Consider the following 26,187-nt stretch of genomic DNA (forward strand, 5'->3'; position numbering starts at 1 on the left):
CCGCCTAGAGCCGCCTGCCGTGCAGGAAGGCGTCGTCCTCGAGACCCGTGTGGCCCCGCGACGAGGCGAGCTGCCACGGCACCGACGCCACCACCACCCCGGGCGTGAACAGCAGGCTGCCCTTGAGCCGCAGCGCCGACTGGTTGTGCAGCAGCTGCTCCCACCAGTGGCCCACCACGTACTCGGGGATGTAGACGATCACGAGGTCGCGCGGCGACTCGCGGCGCACGGACCGCACGTACTTGAGGACGGGCCGGGTGATCTCGCGGTACGGCGAGTCGAGGATGCGCAGAGGAACGGGCAGGTCAAGAGCCTCCCACTCGGCGACCAGCCCGTCGATGTCCTCCCGGTCGACGCCCACCGTGAGGGCCTCGATCACGTTGGGCCGGGCGGCGCGCGCGTACGCCAGCGCCCGCATGGTCGGCTTGTGCACCTTGGAGACCAGCACGACGGCGTGCACCCGGCTGGGCAGCGCGCGGGCGGCCGAGACGTCGTCGAGCGCGAGCTCGTCGCGCACGCGGTCGTAGTGCTTGCGGATCCCCCGCATGAGGACGAACAGCACGCCCATCGCCAGGAGCGTGATCCACGCGCCGTGGGTGAACTTGGTCACGAGCACGATGATCAGGACGGTGCCGGTGAGCCCGAAGCCGATGCCGTTGACCACGCGCGAGCGCTTCATGCGGCCGCGGACCGCGGGGTTGGGCTCCGTGCGCAGCTCGCGGGTCCAGTGCCGCAGCATGCCGAGCTGGGACAGCGTGAACGACACGAACACGCCGACGATGTAAAGCTGGATCAGCCGCGTCGTCGAGGCGTCGAAGGCGACGATCAGGACGATCGCCGCCACGGCGAGGGTCACGATGCCGTTGGAGAACGCCAGGCGGTCACCGCGGGTGTGCAGCTGGCGCGGCAGGTAGCCGTCGCGGCCGAGGATCGAGCCCAGCACGGGGAACCCGTTGAACGCCGTGTTAGCGGCGAGCACCAGGATCAGGCCGGTGACGGCCGATACCGCGTAGAAGGCGGGCGGGAAGCCGGAGAAGACGGACTCGGCGAGCTGGCCGATCACGGGGATCTGCACGTAGTCGTCCGGGACGGGCTCGCCGTTCACCTCGAGCTGGGTGTACGGGTCCTCGGCGAAGCGGACGCCGGTGGCCTGCGCCAGCAGCAGGATCGAGATGATCATCGTCGACGAGATGGCACCGAGCAGCAGCAGGGTGGTCGCCGCGTTGCGCGACTTGGGCTTGCGGAAGGCGGGAACGCCGTTGCTGATCGCCTCGACACCGGTCAGGGCCGCACAGCCGGAGGCGAACGCACGGGCCAGGAGGAACGCGCCGCCGATGCCGACGAGCCCCTGGTCGAACGCCGCCTCGCCCACGAGCTCGAACCCCGAGCTGTCGGCCTGGGGCAGGTTGCCGGCGAAGTAGCGGACCGCGCCGGTGACGACCAGGGCACCGATGATCGCCATGTAGCAGTACGTCGGGATCGCGAACGCCCGGCCCGACTCCCGCACGCCGCGCAGGTTGATCAGGGCGAGCACCGAGATCGCCACGACCGCCGCGGTCACCTCGTGGCCGCGGATGCCGGGGACGGCCGCGGACGCGTAGTGGGCGGCCGCCGAGATCGACACCGCCACGGTGAGCACGTAGTCGACGAGCAGCGCCGACGCCACGCCGGTGCCCGCCGTCCGGCCCAGGTTGGTGGTGACGACCTCGTAGTCGCCGCCGCCGGACGGGTAGGCGCGCACGTTCTGCCGGTAGGACGCCACCACGATGAGCAGCACCGCGACCACGACCAGGCCGACCCATGGCGAGAAGGCCAGTGCCGCGACGCCGGCCAGCGAGAGGGTCAGGAGGATCTCGTCGGGCGCGTAGGCGACGGACGACAGCGCGTCCGAGGCGAACACGGGCAGGGCGATCCGTTTGGGCAGCAGCGTGCTCCCCAGGCTCTCGCTACGTTTAGGACGGCCGACGAGTAGTCGCTTGGCCGCATCGACGATGTCCGACACGTTGGAAGACTCTATGCCCGCGGATGGTCGGCAGCGCACCGGCGCGCGCGACGCGCAGGCCACCGCACGCGCCCGCATCGGGGTAGCGTTCCGTTCGTGCACTTCGTGATCATGGGCTGCGGCCGCGTGGGCTCCAGTCTCGCCCAGGAGATCGAGGGCCGTGGACACTCCGTGGCCGTCGTCGACCAGAACCCGGACGCGTTCCGGCGCCTGCCCGCGGACTTCTCGGGCAAGAAGGTGACCGGCGTGGGCTTCGACCGCGACACGCTCGTCCAGGCCGGGATCGAGGACGCGTACGCGTTCGCGGCGGTGTCCGACGGCGACAACTCGAACATCCTGTCCGCCCGGGTGGTGCGCGAGACCTACGGCGTGGACAACGTCGTGGCCCGCATCTACGACCCCCACCGCGCGGAGATCTACCAGCGCCTGGGCATCCCGACGGTCGCCACCGTGCGCTGGACCGCCGACCAGGTGCTGCGCCGCATGCTGCCGCTGGGCTCCACCGACGAGTACCGCGACCCGTCGGGCACCGTCCGGCTGGCGCAGATCGACTACCACCCGCGGTGGGTGGGCCGGCCCGTGCTCAACATCGAGGCCGCTACGGGCGCGCGCGTCGCGTTCCTGACCCGGTACACGTCGGCGGTGCTGCCGACGTCCGACATCGTGCTCCAGGAGAACGACGTGCTGCACCTGCTCATGACGGCGGACGCCTCCGCAGAGGTCGAACGGATCCTCACCGCGGCCCCGAACCCCGAGGAGGACTGATGCGCGTCGTCATCGCCGGGGCGGGCTCCGTGGGCCGCTCGATCGCCCGGGAGCTGCTGAGCCACGACCACGAGGTCACCCTGATCGACAAGAACGCCTCGGCCATGCGGGTCTCGCAGGTCCCCGAGGCGGAGTGGGTGCTCGCCGACGCGTGCGAGCTCCCCGCGCTCGAGGCCTCCGAGATGGAGCAGGCCGACGTCGTGGTGGGTGCCACGGGCGACGACAAGGTGAACCTCGTCTTCTCGCTGCTGGGCAAGACGGAGTTCGGGGTGCCCCGCACCGTCGCGCGCGTCAACAACCCGAAGAACGAGTGGATGTTCGACCAGTCGTGGGGCGTGGACGTGGCCGTCTCGACGCCGCGGATCATGACGGCGATGGTCGAGGAGGCCGTCGCTGTGGGCGACCTCGTGAAGATCTTCAGCTTCAGCCAGTCGCACGCCGACATCCTCGAGCTCACGCTGCCCGCCGACTCCAGCGTCGCGGGGACGCGCCTGGGCCGCGTGGTGTGGCCCGCCGACGTCACGCTCGCGACGATCGTGCGCGACGGCCGCCCGCTGGTCCCCAGCCCGGACGACACCCTGGAGCCGGGCGACGAGCTGCTCCTGGTCGCGGGGGCGGACGCGGACACCGACGCCCTGCAGCAGCTGCTGGTGCCGAAGGGCTGAGCCCCACCGCGGGCGGCCGGCTACGCGGCCGGTGCCGCCGCCTTCGGTCGGCGCACGACGTACCAGGTCAGATACAGCACCAGCGCCCACAGCGGCACGCCGAGCAGCAGGTGGAACGTGCCGAGCCACGCGATGTCGCCAGCGAAGTACAGCGGCGTCTTGACCGCGAGGCGCAGTGCGAACAGGCCGACCCAGAGCCAGGTGGCGACAGCGTAGGTGCGCATCTTGGCCGGGTCGTCCCGCCAGGCGGTGAGGGCGGCGAACGGGGAGGGCGAGTCGTCGTCCTTCGTCTCACCGTCGCGCGTCTCGCCGTCGCGGTCGGCGCTCCGGTTCGCCTCGGCCTTCACGGCCTCCGGCGTCAGGCCGGCGCGCAGCGCCTCCACGACATAGCCGACGACGGGGCGGCGCACGACGATGGAGACGAGCAGCACCACGAGATAGCCGGCGTTGACCAGCAGACCGCCCGCGTAGTAGTTCTCCGCCTCGCCGGACGTCCAGGCCCACACCACGCCGATCGCGATGCCGAGCAGGCCGCTGAGCGCCTGCGTGACGGGCGTGCGCTGCACCAGGCGCGCCACGACGAGCGCCAGCGCCGCCACGACCGACGCCACGAGCGGCACCAACAGGTCGGGCGTGAAGATCACGAACGCGACCACGAACACCAGGCCGGGCAGCACCGCCTCCACCAGGCCGCGGACGCCACCGATCGCCTGCGCGGCGGAGAACTCCTCGCCGGCGAGGGCGCGCATGCCGCGCGCAGGGGCTTCTGCGGGCTCCGGAGGCACGTCAGGACGTGCGGGTTCACTCATGGGGTTCATTGTGCCGTGCTCGACCGGCAGGTCATTCACCCGGCCGCGGCCGGAGCTCGTAGCGCGGGTTGAACATGGTGCGACGTCCGTCGACGTCGCAGACCATGCCCTCGACGCGGATCCGCCGCCCCGGCTCGATGCCGTCGATGGTCCGCCGCCCGAGCCACACGAGGTCCAGCGCGCCGGAGCCGTCGAACAGCTCCGCCTCCACGGTGGGCACGCCCTCGCGAGGGCGCAGCACCACCGAGCGCAGCACCCCGGCCACCTTGCCGCGGGTACGGAACGGCAGGGACGTGACCGCCGCGCACCCGACGTTCCGGGAGGCGTCGGCGCGCTCCTCGGTGTCCCGCACCTGCTCGTTGGACGCCAGCGTCGCCGCGAGCCGGGACGCGAGGCTGGAGCGCAGCGACATCAGCGGTTCACCTCGTCAGCCGATCTGAGTGATCTCGGGGCCGCGGCGCAGCGGGTCGATGTCGGACATCTGCGGTGCGGCGCCCTCCGGGCCGGCGGCTTCCGCTGCCGGCTGCGCACCATCCTTGCGCGCCGACTTCGGCAGCGCCAGGGGCAGCAGGTCGCGCGGCGGGCGCGGGCTCTGGTCGCGCACGACCACGATGTTCGCGAACACGGACTCCAGCGGCTTGGCCGCCTCCGCGTCCAGCGCCGCCTTGCCCGCGAGGACACCGCGGATGAACCACCGCGGGCCGTCCACCCCGACGAACCGCGCCGGCCGCTGGCCTGCCTGCCCGTCCGGGCCCTTCACCGGCATCCGGACGAGCAGCTCGCGGCCGAACACGCCGGGGACGTCGTCGACGATCCCGCCCTGTCCGCCGACCGACTGCGCGATCTCGTGCCGGATCTCGTCCCAGATGCCGTCGGTGCGCGGCGCGGCGAAGGCCTGGATCTGGAGGTTCGACCCCTCCAGCGCGGCCGTCACCCCGGTCACCTTCTGCGTCTTCTTGTCGATCTCCATGCGGAGCTCGAGACCCGGCATCACCGGCAGCCAGATCGCACCGAGGTCGACGCGGGGGCCCATCTCCCCCACCTGCGACCGGTCGAAGGGTCCGTGCGGCCGCTTCTGCTGCTCGGCCTCCACCGACGCCCACTCCACCGGTGCGGGCTCATTCGCCGTGCCTCGTCGGCTGAACAGACCCACAGCCACGCTCCTTACGTCGTTCGTCGTTCTGCGTGCGCGCGATCGGCGCGCACGACAGCGTTATCCACTCGTTACTTACAGACTAGACCCGTCCGGGCCAGAACCGGGACGGTCGGGACAGCTCGGTACGCGACGTTCAGCGTCCCGCGAAACCGCCGCTCGATCCGAAGCCGCCTTCACCCCGGTACGACCCGGGCAGGGTCTCGGCGGGCAGGAACCGCGCCCGCTCGACCCTCTGGATCACGAGCTGCGCCACACGGTCGCCCCGGACCAGCTTGACCGCCTCGGCGACGTCGGTGTTGAGCAGCGTCACCTTGATCTCGCCGCGGTAGCCCGCGTCCACCGTGCCGGGGGCGTTCACGATGGTGACACCGTGCTTCGCCGCGAGCCCCGACCGCGGGTGCACGAACGCCGCGTAGCCGTCCGGCAGGGCGATCGACACCCCCGTCGGCACCGTCACCCGACCTTGCGGCGGGATCTCGACGTCGACCGTGGTCACCAGGTCGGCACCGGCATCGCCGGGATGCGCGTAGGAGGGGACGGGGACGTCGTCGAGGAGGCGGATGAGCACGTCGACCGTGCTGCCGTCGTCGCCTGGCGCGGGGGTAGGCACGCCGGAAGAGTACGCCACCTCGGCGCGCGACGCCGCAAGAGTGCTCGGACGGACCCGCGGGCCTGGAATGATGTCCTCATGACGGCGACCACCCTCACCTTCCACGAGCGTCTTCTCCCCGGTCCCGGTGGCTGGCTCGGCACGGTCGGTCTGGGCGCCATCGCGGCGATCGCGCTGTGGCCGGTGCACGTACCCGCCGCGATCGTCGTCGGGCTGCTGGTCTGTGTCGGGTCGGCGGTCGCCCTGGCGGCGACCTCCCCCGTCGTCGAGGTGTCCGACGGCGTCCTGCGCGCCGGGCGGGCCCGGGTACCCGTCACGCTGCTCGGCCCCGCGCAGGACCTCGACGTCGCCGCCATGCGGCACGAGCTCGGCCCCGGACTGGACGCGCGCGCCTACGTCTGCCTGCGTGCGTGGGCCCGGACCGGTGTGCGGGTCGCCCTCGACGACCCGGCCGACCCCACCCCCTACTGGCTCATCTCCACCCGTCGCCCTCAGCTGCTGGTGCAGGCGCTGCGATACGAATAGAGCCTGAGCCCTACGAGTGGAGTCTGAGCCCGGACACGACGAAGGCTGCCACGCGATGCATGACAGCCCGGTCGTGTCGTCAGTGCTCGAACGCCTGGTGGATCAGGCGGCGCACTCCGTGCAGATCATCTGGCCGGACTTCTCGTAGGCCAGCTGGCTGCGGTGGTGCACGAGGAAGCAGCTGGAGCACGTGAACTCGTCCGCCTGTCGCGGCAGCACGCGAACCGCGAGCTCCTCGCCGGACAGGTCGGCGCCCGGGAGCTCGAAGCCCTCGGCCGCCTCGGTCTCGTCCTCGTCCACAACGCCCGAGGACTTGTCAGATCGACGTGCCTGCAGCTCCTGGATCGAGTCCTGCTCGACATCCTCATCGGTCTTGCGTGGGGCGTCGTAGTCAGTTGCCATCTGGTGTTCTCCGTCGGTAGGTGGTCGCGCCGGAAGGTTTTCGGGACATCCGGGGATTCGACGCCGCCCCGGCCGGGTCACCGCAGGTGCCGTCGAACGGCGTCCGTTGCGGGTGTACGCGCTGATAATGCACACGGTCCCGGATTTGTTCCCGAGTCGGCCCACGGATTGTGCACCATTTCTGTCAGGCGCGCTACATCTGCCGGTGTAACCCCGGTCACGTACGCTCTGACCTGCATCGACGGGGTGTTGACCAGCTTTCGCCCGGCTCTGGCAGTGACGGCTCTCCCACAGCCGTGTCAGAAAAAATTACTCACGGTATCTCGGCGAGTCCCGCTCCGTCCGCGTCCGCGGCCTCGAGGATCTCGGCGAGCTGCGCCACGAGATCCGCCGGTCCCGCCACCGTCATGGCGTTGCCGGCCGGCCCACCGCGCAGCCCGGTCACCACGGCCCCCGCCTCGGTGGCCACCACGGCTCCGGCCGCCATGTCCCACGGGTTGAGCCCGCGCTCGTAGTACACGTCGATCGAGCCGTCCGCGAGCAGGCACAGGTCGATGGCGGCCGAACCGAGCCGCCGGATGTCCCGGATCCTCGGCAGCACCTGGGCCAGCACCCGGCCCTGCTGGGCGCGGCGCTCGGCGTCGTACCCGAAGCCGGTCCCCAGCAGCGAGGCGCCGAGCGACGTGGCGCTGCCCACGTGGACGGGAGTGCCGTCCCGCGTGGCCCCCTCGCCGAGCCCGGCGGACCAGGTACGGCCGTCGGCGACGCTGTGCACGCACCCGGCCAGGACGGTCCACGTCGCGGGCTCCGGCGGACCGGCCACCACCGCGACGGACACGGCCCAGGACGCGACCCCGTACAGGTAGTTCACCGTGCCGTCGATCGGGTCGAGCACCCAGGTGAGCCCGCTCGTGCCGGGGACGTCGTCGCCCTCCTCGCCCATGATCGCGTCGTCGGGGCGCTCAGCGGCGATCATCTCGCGCAGGAGCTCCTCCGAGGCGCGGTCCATGACCGTCACCGGGTCGACCTCGCTCGACTTCGTGGCAGCGACCACCACCCGATCCGGTCTACCCTCACGCACGAGGGCACCGGCGGCCGTCGCGAGGCGGACGGCGAGGTCGCGGAGGGCGGTGACGGTGACGCCGTCGGGCAGCTCGGGCAGTGCGGGTGAGATCACGCACCCATCCTGCCCCACGCGTGTGCCAGCGACTATCCCGCGGCACACCGACGAGCCTGCGCTGCGGGACCGCCCCGCGGTGGCAGGCTCGGCCCACAGGACTACCCCGGGAGGACTGGCATGGACGAGCTGGAGCTGGTACGGCTGCACGAGGACGGTGAACGACTCGTCCTTGCTGCGCGCGACGGCGCCCAGAGCACCCTGCCCATCACCGATGCCCTGCGCGCCGCCATCCGGGGTGACCGCCCCCGCATGGAGTCGATCCGAGCCCAGGAGGAGTCGACGCTCCGGCCCCGCGAGATCCAGGCGCGCCTGCGCGCCGGCGAGACCTGCGAGGCCCTCGCCGAGGCGTCGGGCCTGCCGATCGACCACGTCCGGCGCTTCGAGTACCCGGTGATCTCCGAGCGGGAGCACTCGATCGCGCGCGTCCGGGCCAAGGCCGTCCTGACGGACGACGACGGCGCCACCACGCTCGGCGAGGTCGCCGACGAGCGCCTCCGCTCGCGCGGCGTGAAGCGCGACGCCGCCCGGTGGAGCGCCACCCGGGAGGGCACCCACCCGTGGCTGGTCCAGGTCGAGTTCGAGGCCGCTGAGCGGCCGCGGGTGGCCCGCTGGTCGCTGGAGCCGCGCGGTGGCTTCGTGACGGCCCTCGACGACGAGGCGCGCTGGCTCGGCCTCCCGGAGGACGACGACGGCCGGACCCTCGCCGGGGTGTCGGCCCTGCCGCCGCACCGCGGCAACCAGCACCCGGCGTCCCGCCCCGCCCCGCCCGAGCAGGACGACACCGACCTCCTGCTCGACAACCTGTCGGAGCGGCGCGGACAGCGCCCGGCCCGGCGCCAGACCCCGGACCCCGAGCTGCCCGACATGATGGAGCTCGACCTCGACGGCCCCGGCGCGCAGCCAGAGCACGAGCCGGAGCCCGAGCCCTCCGCGGCCGTCGTCGACATCGGCGCGCGGCGCGGCGGGTCGCGCCCGAAGATGCCGTCGGTCCAGGTGCCCGACTCCCCCGCCGGCCTCGAGTGGGAGGCACCGAGCCAGTGGGAGATCGCCGCCCCGGAGACGGACCCGAAGGCGGACCCGGCGCAGCGGCCGGACGCCGGACCGGAGCAGGACGCCCGGCCGGTGCCGCCGGCCGAGCAGGACCAGGCACCCGAACCCGTGCCGGACAAGGTGCCGGAGAAGCCGCCGGCCGACCCCGCGCCGCCCAAGCGGCCGGCGGCGAAGCGCGGCCGCAAGTCACGTGCGCAGGTGCCGAGCTGGGACGAGATCGTGTTCGGCTCGCGCCCGGAGGTCTAGCCGCCCTCGCCCCAGAGCGACTCGTCGGCCGAGCGGCGGCGCGCGGTCAGCGCGGTCATCCGGCGCATGTGGTGGCGTCGGCACAGCACCTCGTACGCGACCTCGCCCCGACCGACGTCGCCGATCACCACCTGCTCCCCCTCGGTGACCATGAGGCCGTCGACGGTGCGCGCGTTGAGCGTGGCGCGCGCACCGCACCAGCACAGGGACTGCACCTGAAGCACGTCGATGCGGTCGGCGAGCTCGATGAGGCGGGCGGAGCCGGGGAAGAGCCGGGTACGGAAGTCGGTCGTGATGCCGAACGCGAAGATGTCGATCTCCATCTCGTCCACCAGCCGGGCGAGCTGCTCCACCTGCTCGGGCGAGTAGAACTGCGCCTCGTCGCACACGAGGTAGTCGACGGCCTCGCCGCTGGAGCGCCTGCCGCTGATCTCGGCCCAGAAATCGGTGTCGTCCGTCACCTCGTGGGCGGCCACGTCGAGCCCCAGCCGGCTGGAGACCCGCGCCTGGCCCGACCGGTCACCACGGCTGAAGATGAGCCCCGCGCGCCCGCGAGCGCGATAGTTGTGGTCGGTCTGGAGAGCCAGGGTGGACTTTCCGGAGTCCATGGTCCCGGAGAAGAAGACGAGCTCGGCCACGGGTTCCCCCTATGCGACGGCCGTGAGAAGGGGCACGAGCATCTCGTGCGGGGTCAGCGAGCCGTGCACACCCGGCAGCCCGCGGGCGGCCGCGGAGTGCACGCGCGAGTCGACGACGGTCGCCGCGCCGGTCATCGCGACCACCACGTCCCCGATCGCTGAGCGCACGTGCTCGGCGACCGGGCCGAACCAGCCCTCGGCCACCGCCTGCTCCCGCCGCACGACGACGGCATGGTCGCCCAGCCGCTCCCCCCAGCGGTGCGCGACGTCGGCCGGGTCGGCGCCCTGGTCCGCATAGACGTGCAGCGCGCGGGGCTCGCCCCCGACCATCGCGACGCCGGGCTTCAGCGCCGGGTCGGCGGCCACGTCCCACTGGGTGCTCAGGTCGGCGGTGATCTGGCCGTGGTCCGCCGTGATCACCACGAGGGTGCCCCGCGGGACGCTGCGCAGCAGCCTGCGCAGCTCGCGGTCGGTGGACTCCAGCGCGTCGCCCCACTGCCGCGAGTCCCAGCCGTGGCCGTGGCCCGTCTTGTCGACGTCGCCCTGGTACAGGTAGACCAGACGCTGCGCGTCCCCGGGCTGCCGTAGTGCGGCGACCGTGGCGTCCACGCGCTGCTCGAACGTCTCGGCGGCGACGTAGGCCGGGCCGCGCAGCGCCGCCTGGGTCATGCCGGACCCGGCGAACTTGCCCGGGCCGGGCGCCGTGACACGTGTGCCGGCCGCGGCGAGCGTCTCGAACACGGTGGGTTCCCGCTGCAGGTCGGCGGGGTCGCCGAGCTCGCGCCACTGCACCAGCGACGCCAGCCGGCCCGTCTCCGGGTTGCGCTGGGTGTAGCCGAGCATGCCCGTGCGGCCGGGGGCGGTGCCCGTGCCGAAGGTGCTCAGGCCGGCGGCGGTGGTGGAGGGGAAGCTGGAGGTGAGTGTCGCGGCGTCCTCGTCCCGCTCACGCAGGAGCCCGCGCAGGAACGGCGCGTGGCCGCCGCGCTCGGCGAGGTTGCGGATGCCGAGCCCGTCCACGAGCACGACCACCACCCGGTCGGCGTCGGGCAGACCGAGGGCCGTACGGCAGCCGGCCGCGGTGAGGCCGGTCGCGGTGGTGAGGTCGTGCCCGAGCGCGCCGGCGGCGGCGGGCAGCACCGCGGCCAGGCTCCTCGTGTCGTAGGACGGCGCGACCAGGCCGCCGGGCAGGTTCGGCGCCGTCACGCAGACGTGGCCCGCGACAGCGCGCCGGCGAAGCTGACCGCCGCGCGGACCGCCGCGTCGCCCTCTGCCTCGCTGGAGACCCGTACCACCACGTCGTCCGGGGTGACCTGCCCCGTCAGGCCGTGGTCGGCGGTGCAGTTCGGGTCCACGCACGTGGCGGGCTCCAGGTCGACGCGCGACACGGCACCCCAGCCGATCGCCAGGGTGACCTCACGCGTCGCCCCGCGCCGGGGATACCGCTCCGGGTCGGCGATCACGTGGGTGAGCGCCACGGAGCGGATCTCGCGCACCGGCACCACCTCGGTGGTGGCCGACGCCGAGCCGGGGCGGTCCGGGTCCTCGCCGGAGTGGTCGTCCACGTGCGCGGTGACCAGGCGGGTCGGGGTCAGCACCAGGACCGTGAGGTGCCGGCGCACCTCCGAGTCGAAGGTGGTCTCCGCCTGCACGAGGTGGGCCACGACCTCCTCGTCGGCCAGCGCGACGTCGAGCACGTCCGCGACGAGCTCCGGGTAGTAGCCGGCCCGGTGCAGGTGGGCGGTCAGGTCATCACGGGCATCGGTAGGGGCATGGGGCACGGTTGGCATCATCCCATGAGAGGGGCCTTCCCCGTTAGCCCGGGAGAGCCCTGCGCAGCGCGTCCGTCCGGCGTTCGGCGGGCCGGAGCCGGATCGTCGCGTGCAGCACCGCCGCGCCGCGCTCCGCCACCGCGACGGGGTAGAGCTCGAGGGACGCCAGCTCCGGCAGGTCCTCCGCCATGACCGAAACCCGCGTCAGTACGTCCTCGAGCGCCGCGACGTCGGCGGCGGGCGCGCCCTGGTAGCCGAACAGGCGCGGGGCCGCCCGGACACCGCGCACCATGCGCGCCACGTCGACGTCGGTCAGCGGCGGCACGCCGTGCGTCACGTCGTCGAGCAGGTCGACGGCGTCGCCGGCCAGCCCGAACGACACCACCGGGCCGAACAGCTCGTCCTCGACCGACCGCACCACGCACGCGACGCCGGTAGGGGCCATCGCCTGCACCTCCAGCACCGGGTCGGGCGCTGGCAGCAGGGACGACGCCGCCGCGAGCATCCGCTCGGCGTCCTCGCGGAGATCCTCGGCGTCGGCGATGTCGAGGCGCACGCCCCCCAGATCGGCCCGGTGGCGCAGCGCGGGTGCGGCGATCTTGAGCGCCACCGGCCAGCCCAGCGCCTCGGCGGCGGCCACGGCGTCGTCCGCGGTGCGCACGCTCCGGGCGCGCCACAGGGTCAGGCCGTAGCAGGCCAGCAGCTCGGCGGCCTCGTCCTGGTCCAGGACCGTGCCGTCGTCGGGCCACTCGTCGCGGCGGAGCAGAGCCTCGACGAGCGTCCGGGCCTGGGCGCGCGCGACGCCGTCGGACACCCCCTGCCGCAGCGCCGGGCGGACCGGCGAGCCGTGGTCCTGCGTGCGCCACTGCGCGTAGCGCACGACCTCTCCGAGGGCCCAGACCGCGTCCTCCGGCGTGGAGAACGCCGGTACCCGGACGTCGCCGGACGCGAGCTCGTCGGGCATGCCGTGCAGGCCCAGCGCGCTGACGACGGTGGTGCGGCCGGTCCGGGCGGCGGCGTCGGCCACTGCGCGGGCCAGCGCGTCGGTGCGCGGGAGCACCACGGGCACCGAGACCACGACGACGGCGTCGCACGCACCGGGCGCGTAGAGGGCGTCGACGGCGGCGGCGATCTCGTCGTCGGGCGCACCGGCGGACAGCGGCTCCAGCGGCCCGACGACGGTCAGGCCGGCCGCCGCGACGGCGTCGGCGACGAGCGCCGCGAGCGACGGCGAGCTTGCGAGGATCCCCACCCGGCCGCCGGCCGGGAGCGGCTGGTGCGCCAGGACCTGCGCGACGTCCATGAGCTGGTGCGTGTTCTCCGCGCGGATCACGCCGGACTGCCGCAGCACCTCGTCGAGCATCCGCCGCGGCGCTCGCGTGGCGCGCACGGTGTGCCCGGGCGGCACGACGCTCCCGTGCCGGCCGGCCACGACCACTATCACCGGCTTCACCAGCGCCAGGCGCCGCGCGATGCGCGAGAACTTGCGGGGGTTGCCGAGCGTCTCGAGGTAGAGGCAGACGACGTCGGTGTGCGGGTCGTCCTGCCAGTACTGCATGACGTCGTTGCCCGACACGTCCGCCCGGTGGCCGGCCGAGACCAGCGTGGACAGCCCGAGGCCCCGGCGCTTGACGGTCTCGGCGGCGGTGACGGCGACGGGGGCGCTCTGGCTGAACAGGCCGACCCGGCCAGGCCTCGGTGCCCTGCGCGCGAGGCTCGCGCGCAGGCTCGCACCCGGCACGTTCGTGAGCAGGCCGTAGCTCGCCGGGCCGACCACCCGCATGCCCTCGGTGTGCGCGGTGCGCAGCAGCTCGCGGCGGCGGGCGACGCCGTCGGGCCCCGCCTCGGCCCACCCGGCCGACAGCACGACGACGCCGCGGGCGCCCGTGCCGCGGAGGCGCCGGACGGCATCGAGCACCTCGTCGGGCGGCGCTGCGACGACCGCGAGGTCCACCTCGACCTTTCCGGCCGGGGCGCCCGGCTGGTTCGGTTCGCTCGGCGCGTCCGGCTGGTTCGGCACGCTCGGGGTGCTCGGGCTGCTCGGGCTGCTCGGGGTGCTCGGGCTGCTCGGGCCGCCGCCTGGGCCGAGGTCCGCCCAGGTCACGTCGTCGCCGAGCACCATGAGCTCGGTGTCGCCGGGGTCTGCGGCATGGGCCTCGCGGACGCGGGCGGCCAGGAGCTCGTCGACGGTTCCGCCCTGCGCAGGACCGACCAGGAGCACCCGGCGGGCGGAGAGCAGTCCCTGCATGGACCGGGCCTCGGTGCGGTGCTCGCGGTCGGCCATGACCTCGCGGGACCGGTCGGTGGGGTCGAGGTCGACGGAGACGGTGACGACGCCGTCGTCCAGGTGCTGCTCGACGGCGTAGCCGGCCTCCCGGAACACGCCGAGCATGGCCCGGTTCTGGGGCAGCACCTCCGCGATGAAGCGGTGCACGCCGCGTTCGCGTGCGGCGGCGGCGATGTGCTCCAGCAGCACGGAGCCGAGGCCCTGGCCCTGGAGGGCGTCGGCGATGTTGAACGCGACCTCCGCGGTGCGACGCCCGGGCTGGTCGTCAGTCACGTCGTAGCGCGCGACCCCGACCACGTCCTCGGTCCGGTCGGCACCGTCTCCGCCGTCGGGGCCGTCGGGGCCGTCGGGGCCGTCGGCACCGGCCGCACCTGCCGCGCCGTCCGCGCTACCCGGACGCACGGCGACCAGCGCCGTCCTGCGCACGTGGTCGACGGTGACGAGCTGGGTGAGCATCCGGTCGGGGATGCGCTGGAGCGCGGCGAAGAACCTCAGGTACGTGGAGCGCTCCGACTGGGCCATCTGGAAGCGCTGGATCGCGTCGGCGTCCTCGGGGCGGATGGGGCGCACGTGGATAGTGGACCCGTCGCGCAGCACCACGTCCGCCTCCCACTCGACCGGGTACTGGGTCGAGTAGGGCAGGCGCACGCTGCCGACCCGTTCTGGCTGGTCCACGAGACCAAGGCTATCCAGACCGCCGTCCGGGCGCCGTCAGCCCACCAGCACCATGCCCGCGAGGAGCATCACGGCGAAGCCGACGAGCACGAGGCGCTGGCGGCGGTTCGGGCCGGACGCGGTGAGGATGGCCGCTACGGCGGGTCCCGCCGCGACCAGCAGCCATGCGCCGAGCGCCGGGGCCACGTTCGCGGACACCGCCGCGACCGCCACGACCACCAGGCCGTGCACCACACCGAGGCCGAGCCGCATCGCGACGACGATGTGGAGCACGGCGGCGAGAACCGACAGGCCGGCCCACATGGTGATGCCCTCCTCCAGGCAGCCCCACTCCTGCTGGGCGCACTGCCAGGACTGCATCCACCAGGTCACGAGGGCGCCGAGCACCAGGACGGGCACGACGCTGAGCCCGACGACGCCGTAGGCGAGCCCGATGCGGACCAGCCACCCGGGCAGGGTGGTCGACCTGCTGGCCAGTGGCATTTCGGGCATACCCGAATAGTGCCAGGTGCGCCACGAAAAGGCACATGACTGGCCCCGTGACCTCGCGCGATACCGACCGTGATACCGGCCGTGCCATCGGAGTGACATGGGAGTGACATCGACCGCGATGTCGCGGTCGCTGTCAGCGAGGTGCCACCGGAGTGTCGGCGGCGCGCGGTACGGTTTGCCTGTCCGAGACCACCCCAGATTCCAGGAGCTCCACGAACCATGGCGCGCAAGCCGTCGCAGCCGCTCGACGAGAGCGAGATCCACGAGAAGGTCGTGGACATCGACGTCGCCTCGGAGATGGAGGCCTCGTTCCTCGAGTACGCCTACTCCGTCATCTACGCGCGGGCTCTCCCGGACGCGCGCGACGGACTCAAGCCGGTCCAGCGCCGCATCCTCTACATGATGTCGGACATGGGGTTGCGTCCCGACCGCGCGCACGTGAAGTCGTCGCGCGTGGTGGGCGAGGTGATGGGCAAGCTCCACCCGCACGGTGACGCGCCCATCTACGATGCCCTGGTGCGCCTTGCGCAGAGCTTCTCCCTCCGGCTGCCGCTCGTGGACGGGCACGGCAACTTCGGCTCGCTCGACGACGGTCCCGCGGCGCCCCGGTACACGGAGGCCCGCCTCGCGGCGCCGTCGATGGCGATGACCACGGGTCTCGACGAGAACGTCGTGAACTTCGTGCCCAACTACGACAACAAGCTCACCCAACCGGAGGTGCTACCGGCCGCCATCCCGAACCTGCTGGTCAACGGCGCGTCCGGGATCGCGGTCGGGATGGCCACGAACATGGCGCCGCACAACCTCGTCGAGGTCGTCTCCGCCGCGCAGCACCTGATCAAGAACCCCGAGGCGACGCTCGAGGACCTGCAGCGGTTCGTCCCCGGTCCGGACCTGCCCACGGGTGGCAAGATCGTGGGGCTCGACGGCGTGCGGGACGCGTACCGCACCGGCCGCGGCAGCTTCCGCACCCGCGCCACGGCGCGGATCGAGAACGTGACCCCGCGCCGCAAGGGCATCGTCGTCACCGAGCTCCCCTACCTCGTGGGCCCGGAGAAGGTGATCGAGAAGATCGCCGACGGCGTCAAGGCCAAGCGCATCCAGGGTGTCACCAACGTGCAGGACCTCACCGACCGCACGCACGGGATGCGCCTGGTCATCGAGGTCAAGACCGGTTTCGACCCGGACGCCGTGCTGGAGCAGCTGTACCGCGTCACGCCGCTCGAGGACTCGTTCGGCATCAACAACGTGGCGCTCGTCGACGGTCAGCCGCGCACCCTCGGCCTGCTCGAGATGCTGCGGGTCTGGGTGGACCACCGCATCTCCGTGGTCCGTCGCCGGTCGCAGCACCGCCTGGACAAGCGCCTGGAGCGGCTGCACCTGGTGGACGGTCTGCTCGTCGCGATCCTCGACATCGACGAGGTCATCCAGGTGATCCGCACGTCCGACGACGCCGGTATCGCCCGTGACCGCCTGCGCGAGATCTTCGACCTGTCCGAGCCGCAGGCCTCCTACATCCTGGACCTGCAGCTGCGCCGCCTCACCCGGTTCTCCCGCGTCGAGCTGGAGAAGGAGGCCGAGGAGCTGCGTCGCGAGATCGCCGAGCTCGAGCAGATCCTCGGTGACGAGAAGCTCCTGCGCCGCGTGGTCAGCACCGAGATGGGCGAGGTGGCCAAGACCTACGGCACCCCGCGCCGCACGGTGCTGCTCGACGCGGCCGGCGGGTCCGTCGGCTCCGTGGCCGTCGCCCCGGCGAACGGGCGCAAGAAGAACGTCGAGCCCATCGACCTGCAGATCAAGGACCTCCCTACGCGCGTGCTGCTCTCGGCGACGGGTCTGCTGGCCCGGCTCCCGGACGACGTCCCGGTGCCGCGCGTCGGCAACCGCGCGGCGCACGACGCCCTGCGCGGCGACGCTGCGGCGACCACCCGCAGCCAGGTGGGTCTCGTGACGTCGGCCGGTCGCATGCTGCGCGTCTCCGTGCTGGACCTGCCGTCGCTGCCGCCCACCGACGGTGCGCCGTCGCTGTCGGGCGGCATCCCGGTCAGCGAGCTCGTCGAGCTGGAGCACGGCGAGACCGTGCGGACCGTGACCGCGCTCGGCTCGGACGCTCCGACCATCGCCGTCGGCACGGCGCAGGGCATCGTCAAGCGCATCGCGCCGGCGGACGCCCCGGCCAAGGGCGACGAGTGGCCGGTGATCGCCCTCAAGGAGGGCGACACCGTGGTGGGCGCGGCCGTCGTTTCCGACGACGACGAGCTGGTCTTCCTCGCTGACGACTCGTCGCTGCTGCACTTCCCGGCCTCCGCGGTGCGCCCGCAGGGCCGCGCGGCTGGCGGCATGGCGGGCATCAAGCTCGCGGCCGACCGGCGGGTGGTGTTCTTCGGCGCGGTCCCGGCCGGTGTCGACGCCACGGTCGTGACCATCGCCGGCGCGGCCGACTCGCTGCCGGGGGTGGAGCCCGGTGCGGGCAAGGTGACGCCGTTCGCGCTCTACCCCGGCAAGGGTCGCGCGACGGGCGGTGTGCGGTCCCAGCGCCTGCTCAGGGGCGAGGACGGCCTCATCCTGGCCTGGGTAGGTGCCACTCCCCCGCGTGCGCTCGGCGCCGGTGGCCAGCCGGTCGAGCTGCCCGACGTGGACGAGCGACGTGACGGGTCCGGCACCCCGATCGCGGCGCCGGTCGCGGTGATCGGCTGACCAATTTTGTCGAGGCTGTCGATTCTGGTGTCGCTCGCCCGTCCAAGGCGTGTCAACATTCGACGAACGAGGAGTTCGACATGGCTGAGAACTGGGTCTTCCTGATCCGCGAGAACGACTGGGACTCCGACGCCTACCTGCCGGAGAACCTGAAGGGGCGGGACCCCTCCGAGGACCCGGACATGGCGGCGCACGGGCGCTTCATGAAGGCCGTCGAGGAACTCGGCGTCAAGATGTCTGGTGCCGCGGCCCTGCAGAACGCCAGGTACGGCGGATGGGTCGTGCCCGGCAAGGACGGCGCAGAACCCGTCTACACCGACGCCCCGTTCACCGACACCAACGAGGTCATCACCGGCTTCTACCAGTTCGAGTGCGACGAGGCGACTGCCCGCAAGATCGCCGCGCTCGTGCCGACCGGGAACGTGATCGAGTGGCGCAAGGTCATGGACTTCGGTTCCTAGGAGGGACCTCTGCGTGGCGATCGACCCCGCGGCGTTCCGCACCGCCTGGCCACAGGTGGTGCGGTCGCTCGCGGTGGTCACTCGCAGCCTCGACAGCGGTGAGGAGTACGCCGCCGAGGCGTTCGCGCGCGCCGCAGCGCAGCCCGACGGGGCCATCGACGACCTGGTCGGCTGGTGCATCCAGGTGGGGCGCCGGACCTGGCTCGACGCGGTGCGTCACCAGGCGGTGTTCGCTCGCATCCAGCCCCAGCTCGCCCGTCCGGAGGTGGCTGCCATGGACGTGCCCACCGGGCCGGACGCACCCGGCGACGACCTCGACGACCGGCTAGCCCTGCTCTTCGTCGCCTGCGACGACGCCCTCGCCTCCGGCGCACAGCTGGTCCTGGCGATGCGGGTGGTCTGCGGTCTCACGATCCGGCAGATCGCGGGCCACCTCGGCATCGCGGAGGCCACGGCGGCCGCGCGGCTCACCCGGGCCAAGTCCGCGCTGGCCCGGGCCCGTGGCGAGTTCGCGGTGCCCGACGGCCCTGCGCGGGCTACCCGCCTGCCCGTCGTGCTGGCGTGCGTCGCGGGCCTCTTCGCCGTCGGGCAGCGGGATGCGCTGCAGCCTGCCGACGCGACGCAGGACCCAGCCCGCGACGCACTGACGCTCGCCGAGGCGCTCGTCGCCCAGTACCCCGACGAACCCGAGGTGCTCGGCCTGCGCTCCGTGTGCCGCCTGGGCCTCGCCCGGCGTCCCGGGCGCGTGCGCGACGGCGTCGCGCTGCCCCTCGACGAGGTGGACCGCTCGACGTGGGACCAGCGGCTCCTGTCAGCCGGCCTGGCCGACGCCGCGGCGGCGATCGCCACCCCCGCGGACCCGCCGGAGCAGTCGGACCCGTCGGGACGCGGGCCGGAGCGCGGGCCGGAGTGCGGGCCGGAGTCCAAACCGGAACGCGAGCTGGAACGCGGGCCGGAGTCCAAACCGGAACGCGGGCGACACCGCGAGCCGGAACGCCTGCCGGGGCGCTTCGCCCTGGAGGCCGCGATCTCCGGGGTGCACGCGACGGCTCGCGACGCGGCCGACACGGACTGGCCCCGACTGGCCCAGCTCTACGACGCGCTGCTGCACGCGTGGCCGTCCCCGGCGACGCGGGTGGCGCACCTGGTCGTGCTGGGCCGGCTCGCGATGCGCGATGGCGGTGACCTCGGTCAGATCGAACGCGACCTCGAGGAGCTCGTCGCCGACGGGCCGCCCTATGCCGCCCGGGACGCGAGCCTCGCCCTGGCGGACCTGGCCCGGCGCACCGGCCGGACCGACGAGGCGGCAGGTCGCTACCGCGAGCTGCTGGACGTGATTCCGGCCGGCCCCCTGCGAGAGTTCTGCCGACGGTGCTCCGGCTAGTCGCCTTGCTGCGTCGGGCCCCGGCTGTCGGAGAACAGATCCTCGGCAGGCCTCCACGGCTGAGTCACGACGCCAGCCCGCCGACGTCGTGGTCACGACGCCAGGCCACCGAAGTCGGAGTCACGACGCCAGTCACCGAAATCGCAGCCACAACGCCAGGCCACCAATGCCGTGGTCACCACCCAAGCCACCGAAATCGCAGCCAAAGCGCCAGGCCGTCGAAGTCGCAGGCACCCCGTAGTCCCCCACGGCGCCGGCGCGGCAGCCGACCGACGGCGCGTCGCAGCCGGCTCTCACCGCGGCACTGCCGCCGCGGCGATCTGGTGTTGAGCGCATAGCAACCGACGCCCCATGTCGCGGGGACCATGCTGACGCTCCACGGCCGCCGACGCTCGCCGACGCCCAGCCCGGCCTCCTGCTGTCGCGGGCAACGCGACCCTCCACGACAGACGCGCCTCCGGTCAGAACGGTGGCGCACTCGGGTCAGCAGGTGGGCCCGGATCGCCGGGTTCGGCCGAGGATCCGGCGGTGCTGTAGCTGCGGGGCAGCCGTTGGCCGGTGAGCGCCCGAAGGCTGAGGTCCCCGCTCGTGTCGGGATCGACTTCGCCGAGCTCGACGTGCGGATCCAGCACGGTTGGTGGCCGCTCGTGCTGACGTCCGGTGGGCGTGGTCCAGGTCGTGATCCCGGTGTCGGGGTCGCGAACGACACCCCAGCCCGCATGAGTCTTCAGGAGGTGGTGCCTACGGCACAGGGGTTGGAGATTGGTGGCCCGGGTCTGCCCCGGAGCACCGGGTGGCGAGGTCGCCGGGTCGAGGTCATGGTCGAACGGGACGATGTGGTCCAGGTCGTCCCACGCGGCAGGACTGTCGCACCCGATGAAGAACGTGCAGGTGTCGTCGCGGGCCTGCACAGCGGCGCCCAGCACCTTGCCGGGCCGGTAGGTAGTGGTGGAGTAGTCGGTCAGGATCCCTGTGGTCGGGTCCGTGAGCAGGCGCTGCCAGGTCGCGTCGGTGGCGACCGCGCGGGCGACGTCGGCCGGGATCGGGCCGAAACCGAGCCGCTGGCCGGGTGCGTCGTCCAGGCCGAGCAGTGCGCTGGCGGGGACGGTGACCCGGACGACGGGACGGGTGGGAGTGACCCGCACCAGCTGTACCACTTCCTGGACGACCTGCTCCACGACGGGCGCCCGTCCACCGCACGTGCACACCGGCTCGTCCGCGTCGTCAGGACCGCCGGAGTCCTCGGAGGCCTGCCCACTGCCGGTGTCCGCGCTCGGATCGGTGCTCGGATCGGTGCTCAGGTCCGTGCTCAGGTCCGTGCTCAGGTCCGCGCTCAGGTCCGTGCTCAGGTCCGCGCTCAGGTCCGCGCTCAGGTCCGCGCTCAGGTCCGCGCTCGAGTCCGCGCTCGAGTCCGCGCTCGAGTCCGCGCTCGAGTCCGCGCTCGGGTCCGGGCTCGAGTCCGTATAGCGGTCGGCAGGCAGGAGGCGGCCGGTGACGATGCCGGTCAACGAGTCGGCGCGGAGCTGGCCAAGGGTGCGGTCCTCCCCCGCGGCGTGCCGCAGCTGGTGGGCCATGTCGTCCACGACGCCCCAGACCGCTGCCGCGTCGACAGCGGGCAGGTAGGCCGACAGCCAGCCCATGTCGTTCTCTGCCCGGTCCAGCTGCACGCAACGCCCCTGGGCCGCCGCCCTGGCGGTCTCCGCCGCACCGTGGCGGTCCTTGGCGAACTCGAGCATCCGGTCCCGGAGCCACCGCCACGTGCGGCGCGGGGCACGGGGCAGGAACCGGGCGATCGCCTCGGCGCGCTCGGCCACGGTCAGCTGGGCGGCGCTACGAAGCAGGGTGTGTGCCTTACGGACGTCGATCCGCCCCGCCTCCAGAGCCGCGATCACGGTGGGATGCCGGGCGCCGGACTCGGCACGGACCACGACCTCGGTGGCCTCGGGGTCGGTCACCACCAGCTCGGTGGTGACCTGCCCGACCAGAGAGCTGTGTGCCAAGGGGTGCGTCTCTCGCGCGGCGCGTTGCGCTACGGCTCGGGCCTGCACGCCGGCCGCCCAGGACTGCAGGCGCCCGCACGCGCTCACCAGGTCGCCCAGTGCGTCGTCGGACAGGTCGGTCAGCAGGTCAGCGTCAGCGCCGGAAGCCTCCGCCACCACCCGCGCCAGCGCCGCACCTGGTGTACCCGACAGAGCCTGCTGCAGCATCTCGACCGGCCACAGGGCCACCGGCACGCCCTCCGGCGGCCCGGCCGGCGCGGCTTCGGGCGCGTTGCCCAACAGGCCGTCGGGTGCCACGGTAGGCGCCCAGTCGGGCGGGGCGTTCAGGACCCAGGCGGGGACCTCGTCGTACGGCACCAGACGCACTGCCATCCCGTCCCGCACCGCAGGCACGCCCAGAAGTCCGTCGCCCATGGCCGCATCGACCGCGGCTGGGTCATCCAAGACCACGCTGCTCCTGCCCGCGTAGCGCTGCCCGTCGTCCATTCTGATCCCACCTCCCTGGTCGATGACCTATCGGCCTACTTCATTGCTGCGGACGTTTGTTCGATAGTAGCCCTCACCACCGACATCCTCCCGCCGTCTGCTGTCCGCAGAAGAAGGTGCGATCAGCGCTGGCCGCCGGTAACAGACACCGGCCGTGACGTCAGCGCTGCCCCAGCTCCGCGATCGCCTCGACGAGCAGCTCCCACATCCGGGGGCCGCCGTGGCCCTCGTCCTCCACGACGCGCAGGCTGCTCCCTGGCCAGGACCGGTGCAGCCGCCAGGCGGTCACGAGCGGGCTGCCCACGTCACGCCGGCCGTGGATCAGCACCGCGGGCACCGGCCGCAGGGCCGCGATCGCGTCGAGGATGCCGGTCGGTCCGAGGAACGCATCGTTCGCCCAGTAGTGCGTCACGAGCGTCGCCTTGTTCCGTGCGACGACGTTCCGAGCGGCGACGTTCCGAGCGGCGACCACGGGGCTCGGCTCGAACCCCGGGTCCAGCGAGACGATCGTCGCCTCCCATTCCGCCCAGACCGCAGCGGCCGCCTCCCGAACGGCGGGTTCTTCGCTCCGCAGGCATCGGGCCACGGCTTCCACCACACGCTCCCCCGGTAGCGGAGGCGCGGCGGCGTGCAGACGTGCCCAGGCCTCGGGGAACAGCCGCGCGACGCCGTCGGTGATCCAGTCCACCTCTTCCCGGCTGGTGCTGGTCACCGCCAGCAGTGCCAGGCCGTCGACGCGTTCCGGGTGCGATTCGGCGTACGCCAGCGCCAGCGTCGAGCCCCACGAGACCCCCACCACGAGCCATCGGTCGATGCCCAGGTGCGCACGGAGCGCCTCGATGTCGCGGATCAGCCGCTGCGTGGTGTTCTCGCCGAGGGAGTCGAGCGCGTCGACGGCGAGCGGGCGGCTGCGGCCACACCCTCGCTGGTCCAGCCCCACCGTCCGGAAGACCGAAGGGTCGAACCAGGTCCGGTACCACCCGTGGCGTAGGCCGCTGCCGGGCCCACCGTGCAGGTAGAGCGCGGCTCTGCCGGCCGGATCTCCCGACTGCTCCCAGTAGAGGGAGGCGCCGGCTGTCTCCAGGCTGCCGGATTCGTACGGCTCGGCCTGTGGAAACATCCCGCGAGCCTATCGCCGCCGCCGTCCTCCGCGGGAGACGGCCGCCTCGGCCCGTGTCGGTGTCCAGTGGTTGACTCCAGCCCATGAACGACGTCTCGACCTACGAGTTCTCCACCGACCCCGCCCGCATCGACGCCGACCGCGTGCACGAGCTCGTCTCCCGGCACACCTACTGGGCCAAGGACCGGCCGCGCGACGTGATGGACGCCGCCATCGCGGGGTCCCGGCCCTACGGCGTCTTCCGCAGCGGCACGGGTGAGCAGGTGGCGTTCGCGCGCGTCGTGACGGACGGCGCGACGTTCGCCTGGCTCGCCGACGTCATCGTCGACCCCGGCCTGCGCGGACAGGGCATCGGCAAGCTGCTGGTCGCGGGTGTCGTCGCGGACCTCGAGCCGCTCGGGCTGCGTCGTACGCTGCTCGCGACCGCCGACGCCCACGGTCTCTACGAGCAGTTCGGCTGGGCACCGGTCAACGACGAGTACAGGTGGATGGAACGCCGGGACCCTGGAGCCGCCGGCACCAAGGAGGTCAGCGCATGAAGCTCTCCGTCGAGATCGGGGACCTCACCCACGTCGAGGCCGACGCCGTCGTCAACGCGGCGAACTCCATGCTCCTGGGCGGCGGAGGGGTCGACGGGGCCATCCATGCCGCGGCAGGACCACGCCTGCTGGAAGCGTGCCGCAGACTGCGCAACACCACTCACCGGGACGGCCTGGACGTCGGCGGCGCCGTCGCCACCCCGGCGTTCGACCTGCCGGCGTCGTGGGTGATCCATACGGTCGGGCCCAACCTGCACCGCGGACAGGACGACCCGGCCCGGCTCGCGTCCTGCTTCGCACGGTCGCTCGACGTCGCCGCGGAGCTCGATGTCCGGTCGGTCGCCTTCCCCGCGGTGAGCGCGGGCGCCTACGGCTGGCCGGTGGCCGACGTCGCCCGCATCGCCGTGGCGACCTGCCGCAGCTGGCTCGCCGAGCACCCCGCGGCAAGCATCGAGGAGGTCCGGTTCGTCGTCCTCGACGAACGGGCCCGGGACGTGTTCGAGGCCGCACTGCACGCGGGGTGAGGGCGACGGCTCAGCCTCGCTGCGTCCGGGGCGAGACGAGCCCGGACTGGTAGGCGAGCACGACGAGCTGTGCGCGGTCCCGGGCGTGCAGCTTCGTCATCGCGCGGCTCACGTGAGTCTTCGCGGTGGTCGGGCTGAGCACCATCCGCTCGGCGATCTCGTTGTTGCTGAGCCCGTGCGCCACGAGGGCCACCACCTCCCGTTCCCGGTGGGTGAGCAGGTCGAGGCCGGGCGAGGCGAGCACGTCGGGCGGGCGGGCCACGAACTCGCTGATGAGCTGCCTGGTGACCGACGGCGACAGCAGCGCGTCCCCGCGCGTCACCACGCGCAGCGCCTGCAGGAGGCTCGCCGGATCGGTGTCCTTGAGCAGGAATCCGGCGGCTCCGGCACGCAGGGCCCGGAACACGTGCTCGTCCAGGCCGTAGTTGGTCAGCATCACGACCCGCACGGCACCCAGCCGGTCGTCCTGGACGATGCGGCGGGTCGCCTCGATGCCGTCCAGCACCGGCATCTGCACGTCCATCAGCACGATGTCGGGCCGGTGCTCCAGCGCAGCCGCTACCCCCTCCTCGCCGTTGCCCGCCTCGGCGAGAACGCTCAGGTCGTCCTCGCTGTCCAGCAGCGCCCGGATACCCGAGCGGATCAGGTGCTGATCGTCGACGAGGACGACGGAGATCACGGCCGCCCCTTGGCCGGCGCGCCACCCGCAGCCCCGGTCGGGAGCTCGGCCACCACCGAGAACCCCACGGTCGGGCCGGGGCCGGCGCGCAGGTTCCCGCCCAGCGCGGCGACCCGCTCCCGCATCCCGGTCAGCCCGTGCCCTGGCACCGGCTCCTGCCGTGGCGCCGACCCGTCGTCGTCGACCTGCACCTTCAGGAGCCCGGCGCCGTACCTGAGCCAGACCCGTGCGGTCGCCCCGCCCGCATGCCTGCCGACGTTGGTCAGTGCTTCCTGCACCACGCGGTACGCCGTCTGCTCGACGTCGGGCGGCAGCGGCCGTGGCGTCCCCTCGACGGTGACGGTGATCGGCAGCCCGGACGAGCGCGCCCGGTCGACCAGCGCGGGCAGCCGGTCCAGGCCTGCGCCGCCGTCGTCGTCGTCGCGCCGCAGCGTGCCGAGGGTGGACCGGAGCTCCCGGGCCGCGTCCGTACTCGCCTCCTGGATCGCGAGCAGCGCCGCGGCGGGCTCCTCGCCCTGCTTGCGGGCCAGGTGGGCGGCTACACCGACCTGGACGTTGATCACCGAGATGCTGTGGGTCAGCGAGTCGTGGAGCTCGCGCGCGATGCGCAGCCGCTCCTCGACCGCGCGTCGGCGGGCGACCTCGTCCCGGGTACGTTCCGCCTCTTCCGCTCGCTGCTCCACCTCACGCACGTGCGCCCGCCACAGCACGAACGTGACGGTCGCCACGCCCGCCGTGGCGAGCCAGCCCGCGGCGTAGAAGCGTCGCCAGCCCAGATCAGTACGCATGGTCATCGAGCCTATGGCGGGTCGCCCGCCGCACGCATCCCCCGGTGGGAGTACTGCGCGGGGTACTCCAGGGGTAGTAGTCCGGGCGCCGTCCTACGGCGGCGCCGGTAGCCGCAGGTGTCACCCGTCGGACGACGAGAAACCGCGGCGGTCGGCGAAGGATCGGGACCGACCGGACCGACGACCGAGGAGTGACCCGGTGAGCCACCAGACCCTGAGGAACGAACCGCGCGGCGTC

General features: G+C 72.9%; 25 protein-coding genes. 9 read left to right on the forward strand and 16 right to left on the reverse strand.

The genetic code is table 11. The features are described 5' to 3' along the window. Positions 1-4: 4 nt before the first annotated feature. On the reverse strand, positions 5-2,002 hold the full coding sequence (locus tag AB0F40_RS05040) for an APC family permease (protein ID WP_357464841.1): 1,998 nt from the start codon (positions 2,000-2,002) through the stop codon (positions 5-7). Between the two features lie 111 nt (positions 2,003-2,113). Between AB0F40_RS05040 and AB0F40_RS05045 the strand changes: the two genes are divergently transcribed. Further along, positions 2,114-2,767 carry a TrkA family potassium uptake protein gene (locus AB0F40_RS05045; RefSeq protein ID WP_357464944.1) on the forward strand — a complete coding sequence of 218 codons (654 nt, stop codon included), beginning with the start codon at positions 2,114-2,116 and terminating at the stop codon, positions 2,765-2,767. After that, the gene (locus AB0F40_RS05050) at positions 2,767-3,432 is read left to right on the forward strand and encodes a TrkA family potassium uptake protein (RefSeq protein ID WP_357464843.1); all 666 of its coding nucleotides are present in this window, start codon (positions 2,767-2,769) and stop codon (positions 3,430-3,432) included. The genes AB0F40_RS05045 and AB0F40_RS05050 overlap by 1 nt, the downstream gene beginning before the upstream one ends. 20 nt (positions 3,433-3,452) lie before the next feature. Here the strand turns inward: AB0F40_RS05050 and AB0F40_RS05055 are convergent, their stop codons facing one another. From AB0F40_RS05055 to dut, 4 genes are all read right to left on the reverse strand, one after another. Further along, on the reverse strand, positions 3,453-4,241 hold the full coding sequence (locus AB0F40_RS05055) for a DUF3159 domain-containing protein (RefSeq protein WP_357464845.1): 789 nt from the start codon (positions 4,239-4,241) through the stop codon (positions 3,453-3,455). Between the two features lie 31 nt (positions 4,242-4,272). Continuing rightward, positions 4,273-4,653 carry an OB-fold nucleic acid binding domain-containing protein gene (locus AB0F40_RS05060; RefSeq protein ID WP_357464847.1) on the reverse strand — a complete coding sequence of 127 codons (381 nt, stop codon included), beginning with the start codon at positions 4,651-4,653 and terminating at the stop codon, positions 4,273-4,275. A gap of 15 nt (positions 4,654-4,668) precedes the next feature. Further along, the gene (locus AB0F40_RS05065) at positions 4,669-5,394 is read right to left on the reverse strand and encodes a DUF3710 domain-containing protein (RefSeq protein ID WP_357464849.1); all 726 of its coding nucleotides are present in this window, start codon (positions 5,392-5,394) and stop codon (positions 4,669-4,671) included. Positions 5,395-5,530: 136 nt separating this feature from the next. Beyond that, complete coding sequence (gene dut / locus AB0F40_RS05070; protein WP_357464851.1) at positions 5,531-6,007, reverse strand: dUTP diphosphatase; 477 nt, start codon at positions 6,005-6,007, stop codon at positions 5,531-5,533. A 78-nt stretch (positions 6,008-6,085) separates the two neighbouring features. Here dut and AB0F40_RS05075 point away from each other — a divergent pair, with 78 nt between their 5' ends. Beyond that, entirely contained in the window at positions 6,086-6,532 is a 447-nt protein-coding gene (locus AB0F40_RS05075) for a DUF3093 domain-containing protein (RefSeq protein WP_357464853.1), read from the forward strand. Positions 6,533-6,634: 102 nt separating this feature from the next. On the opposite strand, the gene AB0F40_RS05080 is transcribed toward AB0F40_RS05075, so the two are convergent. Together AB0F40_RS05080 and AB0F40_RS05085 are read right to left on the reverse strand one after the other, a co-directional pair. Continuing rightward, complete coding sequence (locus AB0F40_RS05080) at positions 6,635-6,934, reverse strand: DUF4193 domain-containing protein (RefSeq protein WP_253871289.1); 300 nt, start codon at positions 6,932-6,934, stop codon at positions 6,635-6,637. A gap of 313 nt (positions 6,935-7,247) precedes the next feature. After that, a complete protein-coding gene (locus AB0F40_RS05085) occupies positions 7,248-8,111 on the reverse strand; it encodes an inositol monophosphatase family protein (RefSeq protein ID WP_357464855.1) in 864 nt (287 codons plus the stop codon). Between the two features lie 120 nt (positions 8,112-8,231). On the opposite strand from AB0F40_RS05085, the gene sepH reads away from it, so the two are divergent. Beyond that, positions 8,232-9,410: a septation protein SepH gene (sepH, locus tag AB0F40_RS05090; RefSeq protein ID WP_357464857.1), complete on the forward strand. Its 1,179-nt coding sequence runs from the start codon at positions 8,232-8,234 to the stop codon at positions 9,408-9,410. On the opposite strand, the gene AB0F40_RS05095 is transcribed toward sepH, so the two are convergent. From AB0F40_RS05095 to AB0F40_RS05115, 5 genes are read right to left on the reverse strand one after another with little or no spacing between them, the layout of a single operon-like run. Next, a complete protein-coding gene (locus AB0F40_RS05095; RefSeq protein ID WP_357464859.1) occupies positions 9,407-10,048 on the reverse strand; it encodes a thymidine kinase in 642 nt (213 codons plus the stop codon). The genes sepH and AB0F40_RS05095 overlap by 4 nt on opposite strands. A gap of 9 nt (positions 10,049-10,057) precedes the next feature. Continuing rightward, positions 10,058-11,251 (reverse strand): nucleotide pyrophosphatase/phosphodiesterase family protein, encoded by a 1,194-nt coding sequence (locus tag AB0F40_RS05100; protein ID WP_357464861.1) that lies wholly within the window; start codon positions 11,249-11,251, stop codon positions 10,058-10,060. Further along, positions 11,248-11,826, reverse strand: a complete 579-nt coding sequence (locus AB0F40_RS05105; protein ID WP_357464863.1) for a DUF5998 family protein — start codon at positions 11,824-11,826, stop codon at positions 11,248-11,250. Before AB0F40_RS05105 ends, AB0F40_RS05100 begins: the two co-directional genes overlap by 4 nt. 34 nt (positions 11,827-11,860) lie before the next feature. Further along, the gene (locus AB0F40_RS05110) at positions 11,861-14,779 is read right to left on the reverse strand and encodes a GNAT family N-acetyltransferase (protein WP_357464865.1); all 2,919 of its coding nucleotides are present in this window, start codon (positions 14,777-14,779) and stop codon (positions 11,861-11,863) included. A 36-nt stretch (positions 14,780-14,815) separates the two neighbouring features. Then, positions 14,816-15,271, reverse strand: coding sequence for a hypothetical protein (locus AB0F40_RS05115; protein ID WP_357464867.1), 456 nt, complete (start codon positions 15,269-15,271; stop codon positions 14,816-14,818). Between the two features lie 219 nt (positions 15,272-15,490). Here AB0F40_RS05115 and AB0F40_RS05120 point away from each other — a divergent pair, with 219 nt between their 5' ends. The 3 genes from AB0F40_RS05120 to AB0F40_RS05130 all read left to right on the forward strand — a co-directional run bounded on the left by AB0F40_RS05120 (position 15,491) and on the right by AB0F40_RS05130 (position 19,813). Beyond that, on the forward strand, positions 15,491-17,968 hold the full coding sequence (locus AB0F40_RS05120) for a DNA topoisomerase IV subunit A (RefSeq protein WP_357464869.1): 2,478 nt from the start codon (positions 15,491-15,493) through the stop codon (positions 17,966-17,968). 80 nt (positions 17,969-18,048) lie between these two features. Next, positions 18,049-18,429, forward strand: coding sequence for a YciI family protein (locus AB0F40_RS05125; RefSeq protein WP_357464871.1), 381 nt, complete (start codon positions 18,049-18,051; stop codon positions 18,427-18,429). Positions 18,430-18,442: 13 nt separating this feature from the next. Continuing rightward, on the forward strand, positions 18,443-19,813 hold the full coding sequence (locus tag AB0F40_RS05130) for a DUF6596 domain-containing protein (protein ID WP_357464873.1): 1,371 nt from the start codon (positions 18,443-18,445) through the stop codon (positions 19,811-19,813). A 461-nt stretch (positions 19,814-20,274) separates the two neighbouring features. Here AB0F40_RS05130 and AB0F40_RS05135 read toward each other — a convergent pair whose 3' ends face one another. Further along, positions 20,275-22,299, reverse strand: coding sequence for an HNH endonuclease (locus AB0F40_RS05135; protein WP_357464875.1), 2,025 nt, complete (start codon positions 22,297-22,299; stop codon positions 20,275-20,277). A 160-nt stretch (positions 22,300-22,459) separates the two neighbouring features. Further along, complete coding sequence (gene pip, locus AB0F40_RS05140) at positions 22,460-23,419, reverse strand: prolyl aminopeptidase (RefSeq protein ID WP_357464877.1); 960 nt, start codon at positions 23,417-23,419, stop codon at positions 22,460-22,462. Between the two features lie 83 nt (positions 23,420-23,502). Between pip and AB0F40_RS05145 the strand changes: the two genes are divergently transcribed. Then, positions 23,503-23,958: a GNAT family N-acetyltransferase gene (locus AB0F40_RS05145; RefSeq protein ID WP_357464879.1), complete on the forward strand. Its 456-nt coding sequence runs from the start codon at positions 23,503-23,505 to the stop codon at positions 23,956-23,958. Further along, on the forward strand, positions 23,955-24,482 hold the full coding sequence (locus tag AB0F40_RS05150; protein WP_357464881.1) for an O-acetyl-ADP-ribose deacetylase: 528 nt from the start codon (positions 23,955-23,957) through the stop codon (positions 24,480-24,482). The genes AB0F40_RS05145 and AB0F40_RS05150 overlap by 4 nt, the downstream gene beginning before the upstream one ends. A 10-nt stretch (positions 24,483-24,492) precedes the next feature. On the opposite strand, the gene AB0F40_RS05155 is transcribed toward AB0F40_RS05150, so the two are convergent. Together AB0F40_RS05155 and AB0F40_RS05160 are read right to left on the reverse strand one after the other, a co-directional pair. Further along, positions 24,493-25,161, reverse strand: a complete 669-nt coding sequence (locus AB0F40_RS05155; RefSeq protein ID WP_357464882.1) for a response regulator transcription factor — start codon at positions 25,159-25,161, stop codon at positions 24,493-24,495. Further along, positions 25,158-25,949, reverse strand: a complete 792-nt coding sequence (locus tag AB0F40_RS05160) for a sensor histidine kinase (RefSeq protein WP_357464884.1) — start codon at positions 25,947-25,949, stop codon at positions 25,158-25,160. Before AB0F40_RS05160 ends, AB0F40_RS05155 begins: the two co-directional genes overlap by 4 nt. Between the last annotated feature and the right edge of the window lie 238 nt (positions 25,950-26,187).

This window comes from Promicromonospora sp. NPDC023987, assembly GCF_040639055.1.
In the GTDB taxonomy this organism is placed as follows: Bacteria; Actinomycetota; Actinomycetes; order Actinomycetales; family Cellulomonadaceae; genus Promicromonospora.

Excerpts from the sequence above, each read along its gene's own strand:
- AB0F40_RS05045 (WP_357464944.1), top strand. The coding sequence starts at position 2,114 with ATGGGCTGCGGCCGCGTGGGCTCCAGTCTCGCCCAGGAGATCGAGGGC.
- AB0F40_RS05050 (WP_357464843.1), top strand. The coding sequence starts at position 2,767 with ATGCGCGTCGTCATCGCCGGGGCGGGCTCCGTGGGCCGCTCGATCGCC.
- AB0F40_RS05055 (WP_357464845.1), bottom strand. The coding sequence starts at position 4,241 with ATGAGTGAACCCGCACGTCCTGACGTGCCTCCGGAGCCCGCAGAAGCC.
- AB0F40_RS05060 (WP_357464847.1), bottom strand. The coding sequence starts at position 4,653 with ATGTCGCTGCGCTCCAGCCTCGCGTCCCGGCTCGCGGCGACGCTGGCG.
- AB0F40_RS05075 (WP_357464853.1), top strand. The coding sequence starts at position 6,086 with ATGACGGCGACCACCCTCACCTTCCACGAGCGTCTTCTCCCCGGTCCC.
- AB0F40_RS05080 (WP_253871289.1), bottom strand. The coding sequence starts at position 6,934 with ATGGCAACTGACTACGACGCCCCACGCAAGACCGATGAGGATGTCGAG.
- sepH (WP_357464857.1), top strand. The coding sequence starts at position 8,232 with ATGGACGAGCTGGAGCTGGTACGGCTGCACGAGGACGGTGAACGACTC.
- AB0F40_RS05115 (WP_357464867.1), bottom strand. The coding sequence starts at position 15,271 with ATGCCCGAAATGCCACTGGCCAGCAGGTCGACCACCCTGCCCGGGTGG.
- AB0F40_RS05120 (WP_357464869.1), top strand. The coding sequence starts at position 15,491 with ATGGCGCGCAAGCCGTCGCAGCCGCTCGACGAGAGCGAGATCCACGAG.
- AB0F40_RS05125 (WP_357464871.1), top strand. The coding sequence starts at position 18,049 with ATGGCTGAGAACTGGGTCTTCCTGATCCGCGAGAACGACTGGGACTCC.
- AB0F40_RS05135 (WP_357464875.1), bottom strand. The coding sequence starts at position 22,299 with ATGGACGACGGGCAGCGCTACGCGGGCAGGAGCAGCGTGGTCTTGGAT.
- pip (WP_357464877.1), bottom strand. The coding sequence starts at position 23,419 with ATGTTTCCACAGGCCGAGCCGTACGAATCCGGCAGCCTGGAGACAGCC.
- AB0F40_RS05145 (WP_357464879.1), top strand. The coding sequence starts at position 23,503 with ATGAACGACGTCTCGACCTACGAGTTCTCCACCGACCCCGCCCGCATC.
- AB0F40_RS05150 (WP_357464881.1), top strand. The coding sequence starts at position 23,955 with ATGAAGCTCTCCGTCGAGATCGGGGACCTCACCCACGTCGAGGCCGAC.
- AB0F40_RS05160 (WP_357464884.1), bottom strand. The coding sequence starts at position 25,949 with ATGCGTACTGATCTGGGCTGGCGACGCTTCTACGCCGCGGGCTGGCTC.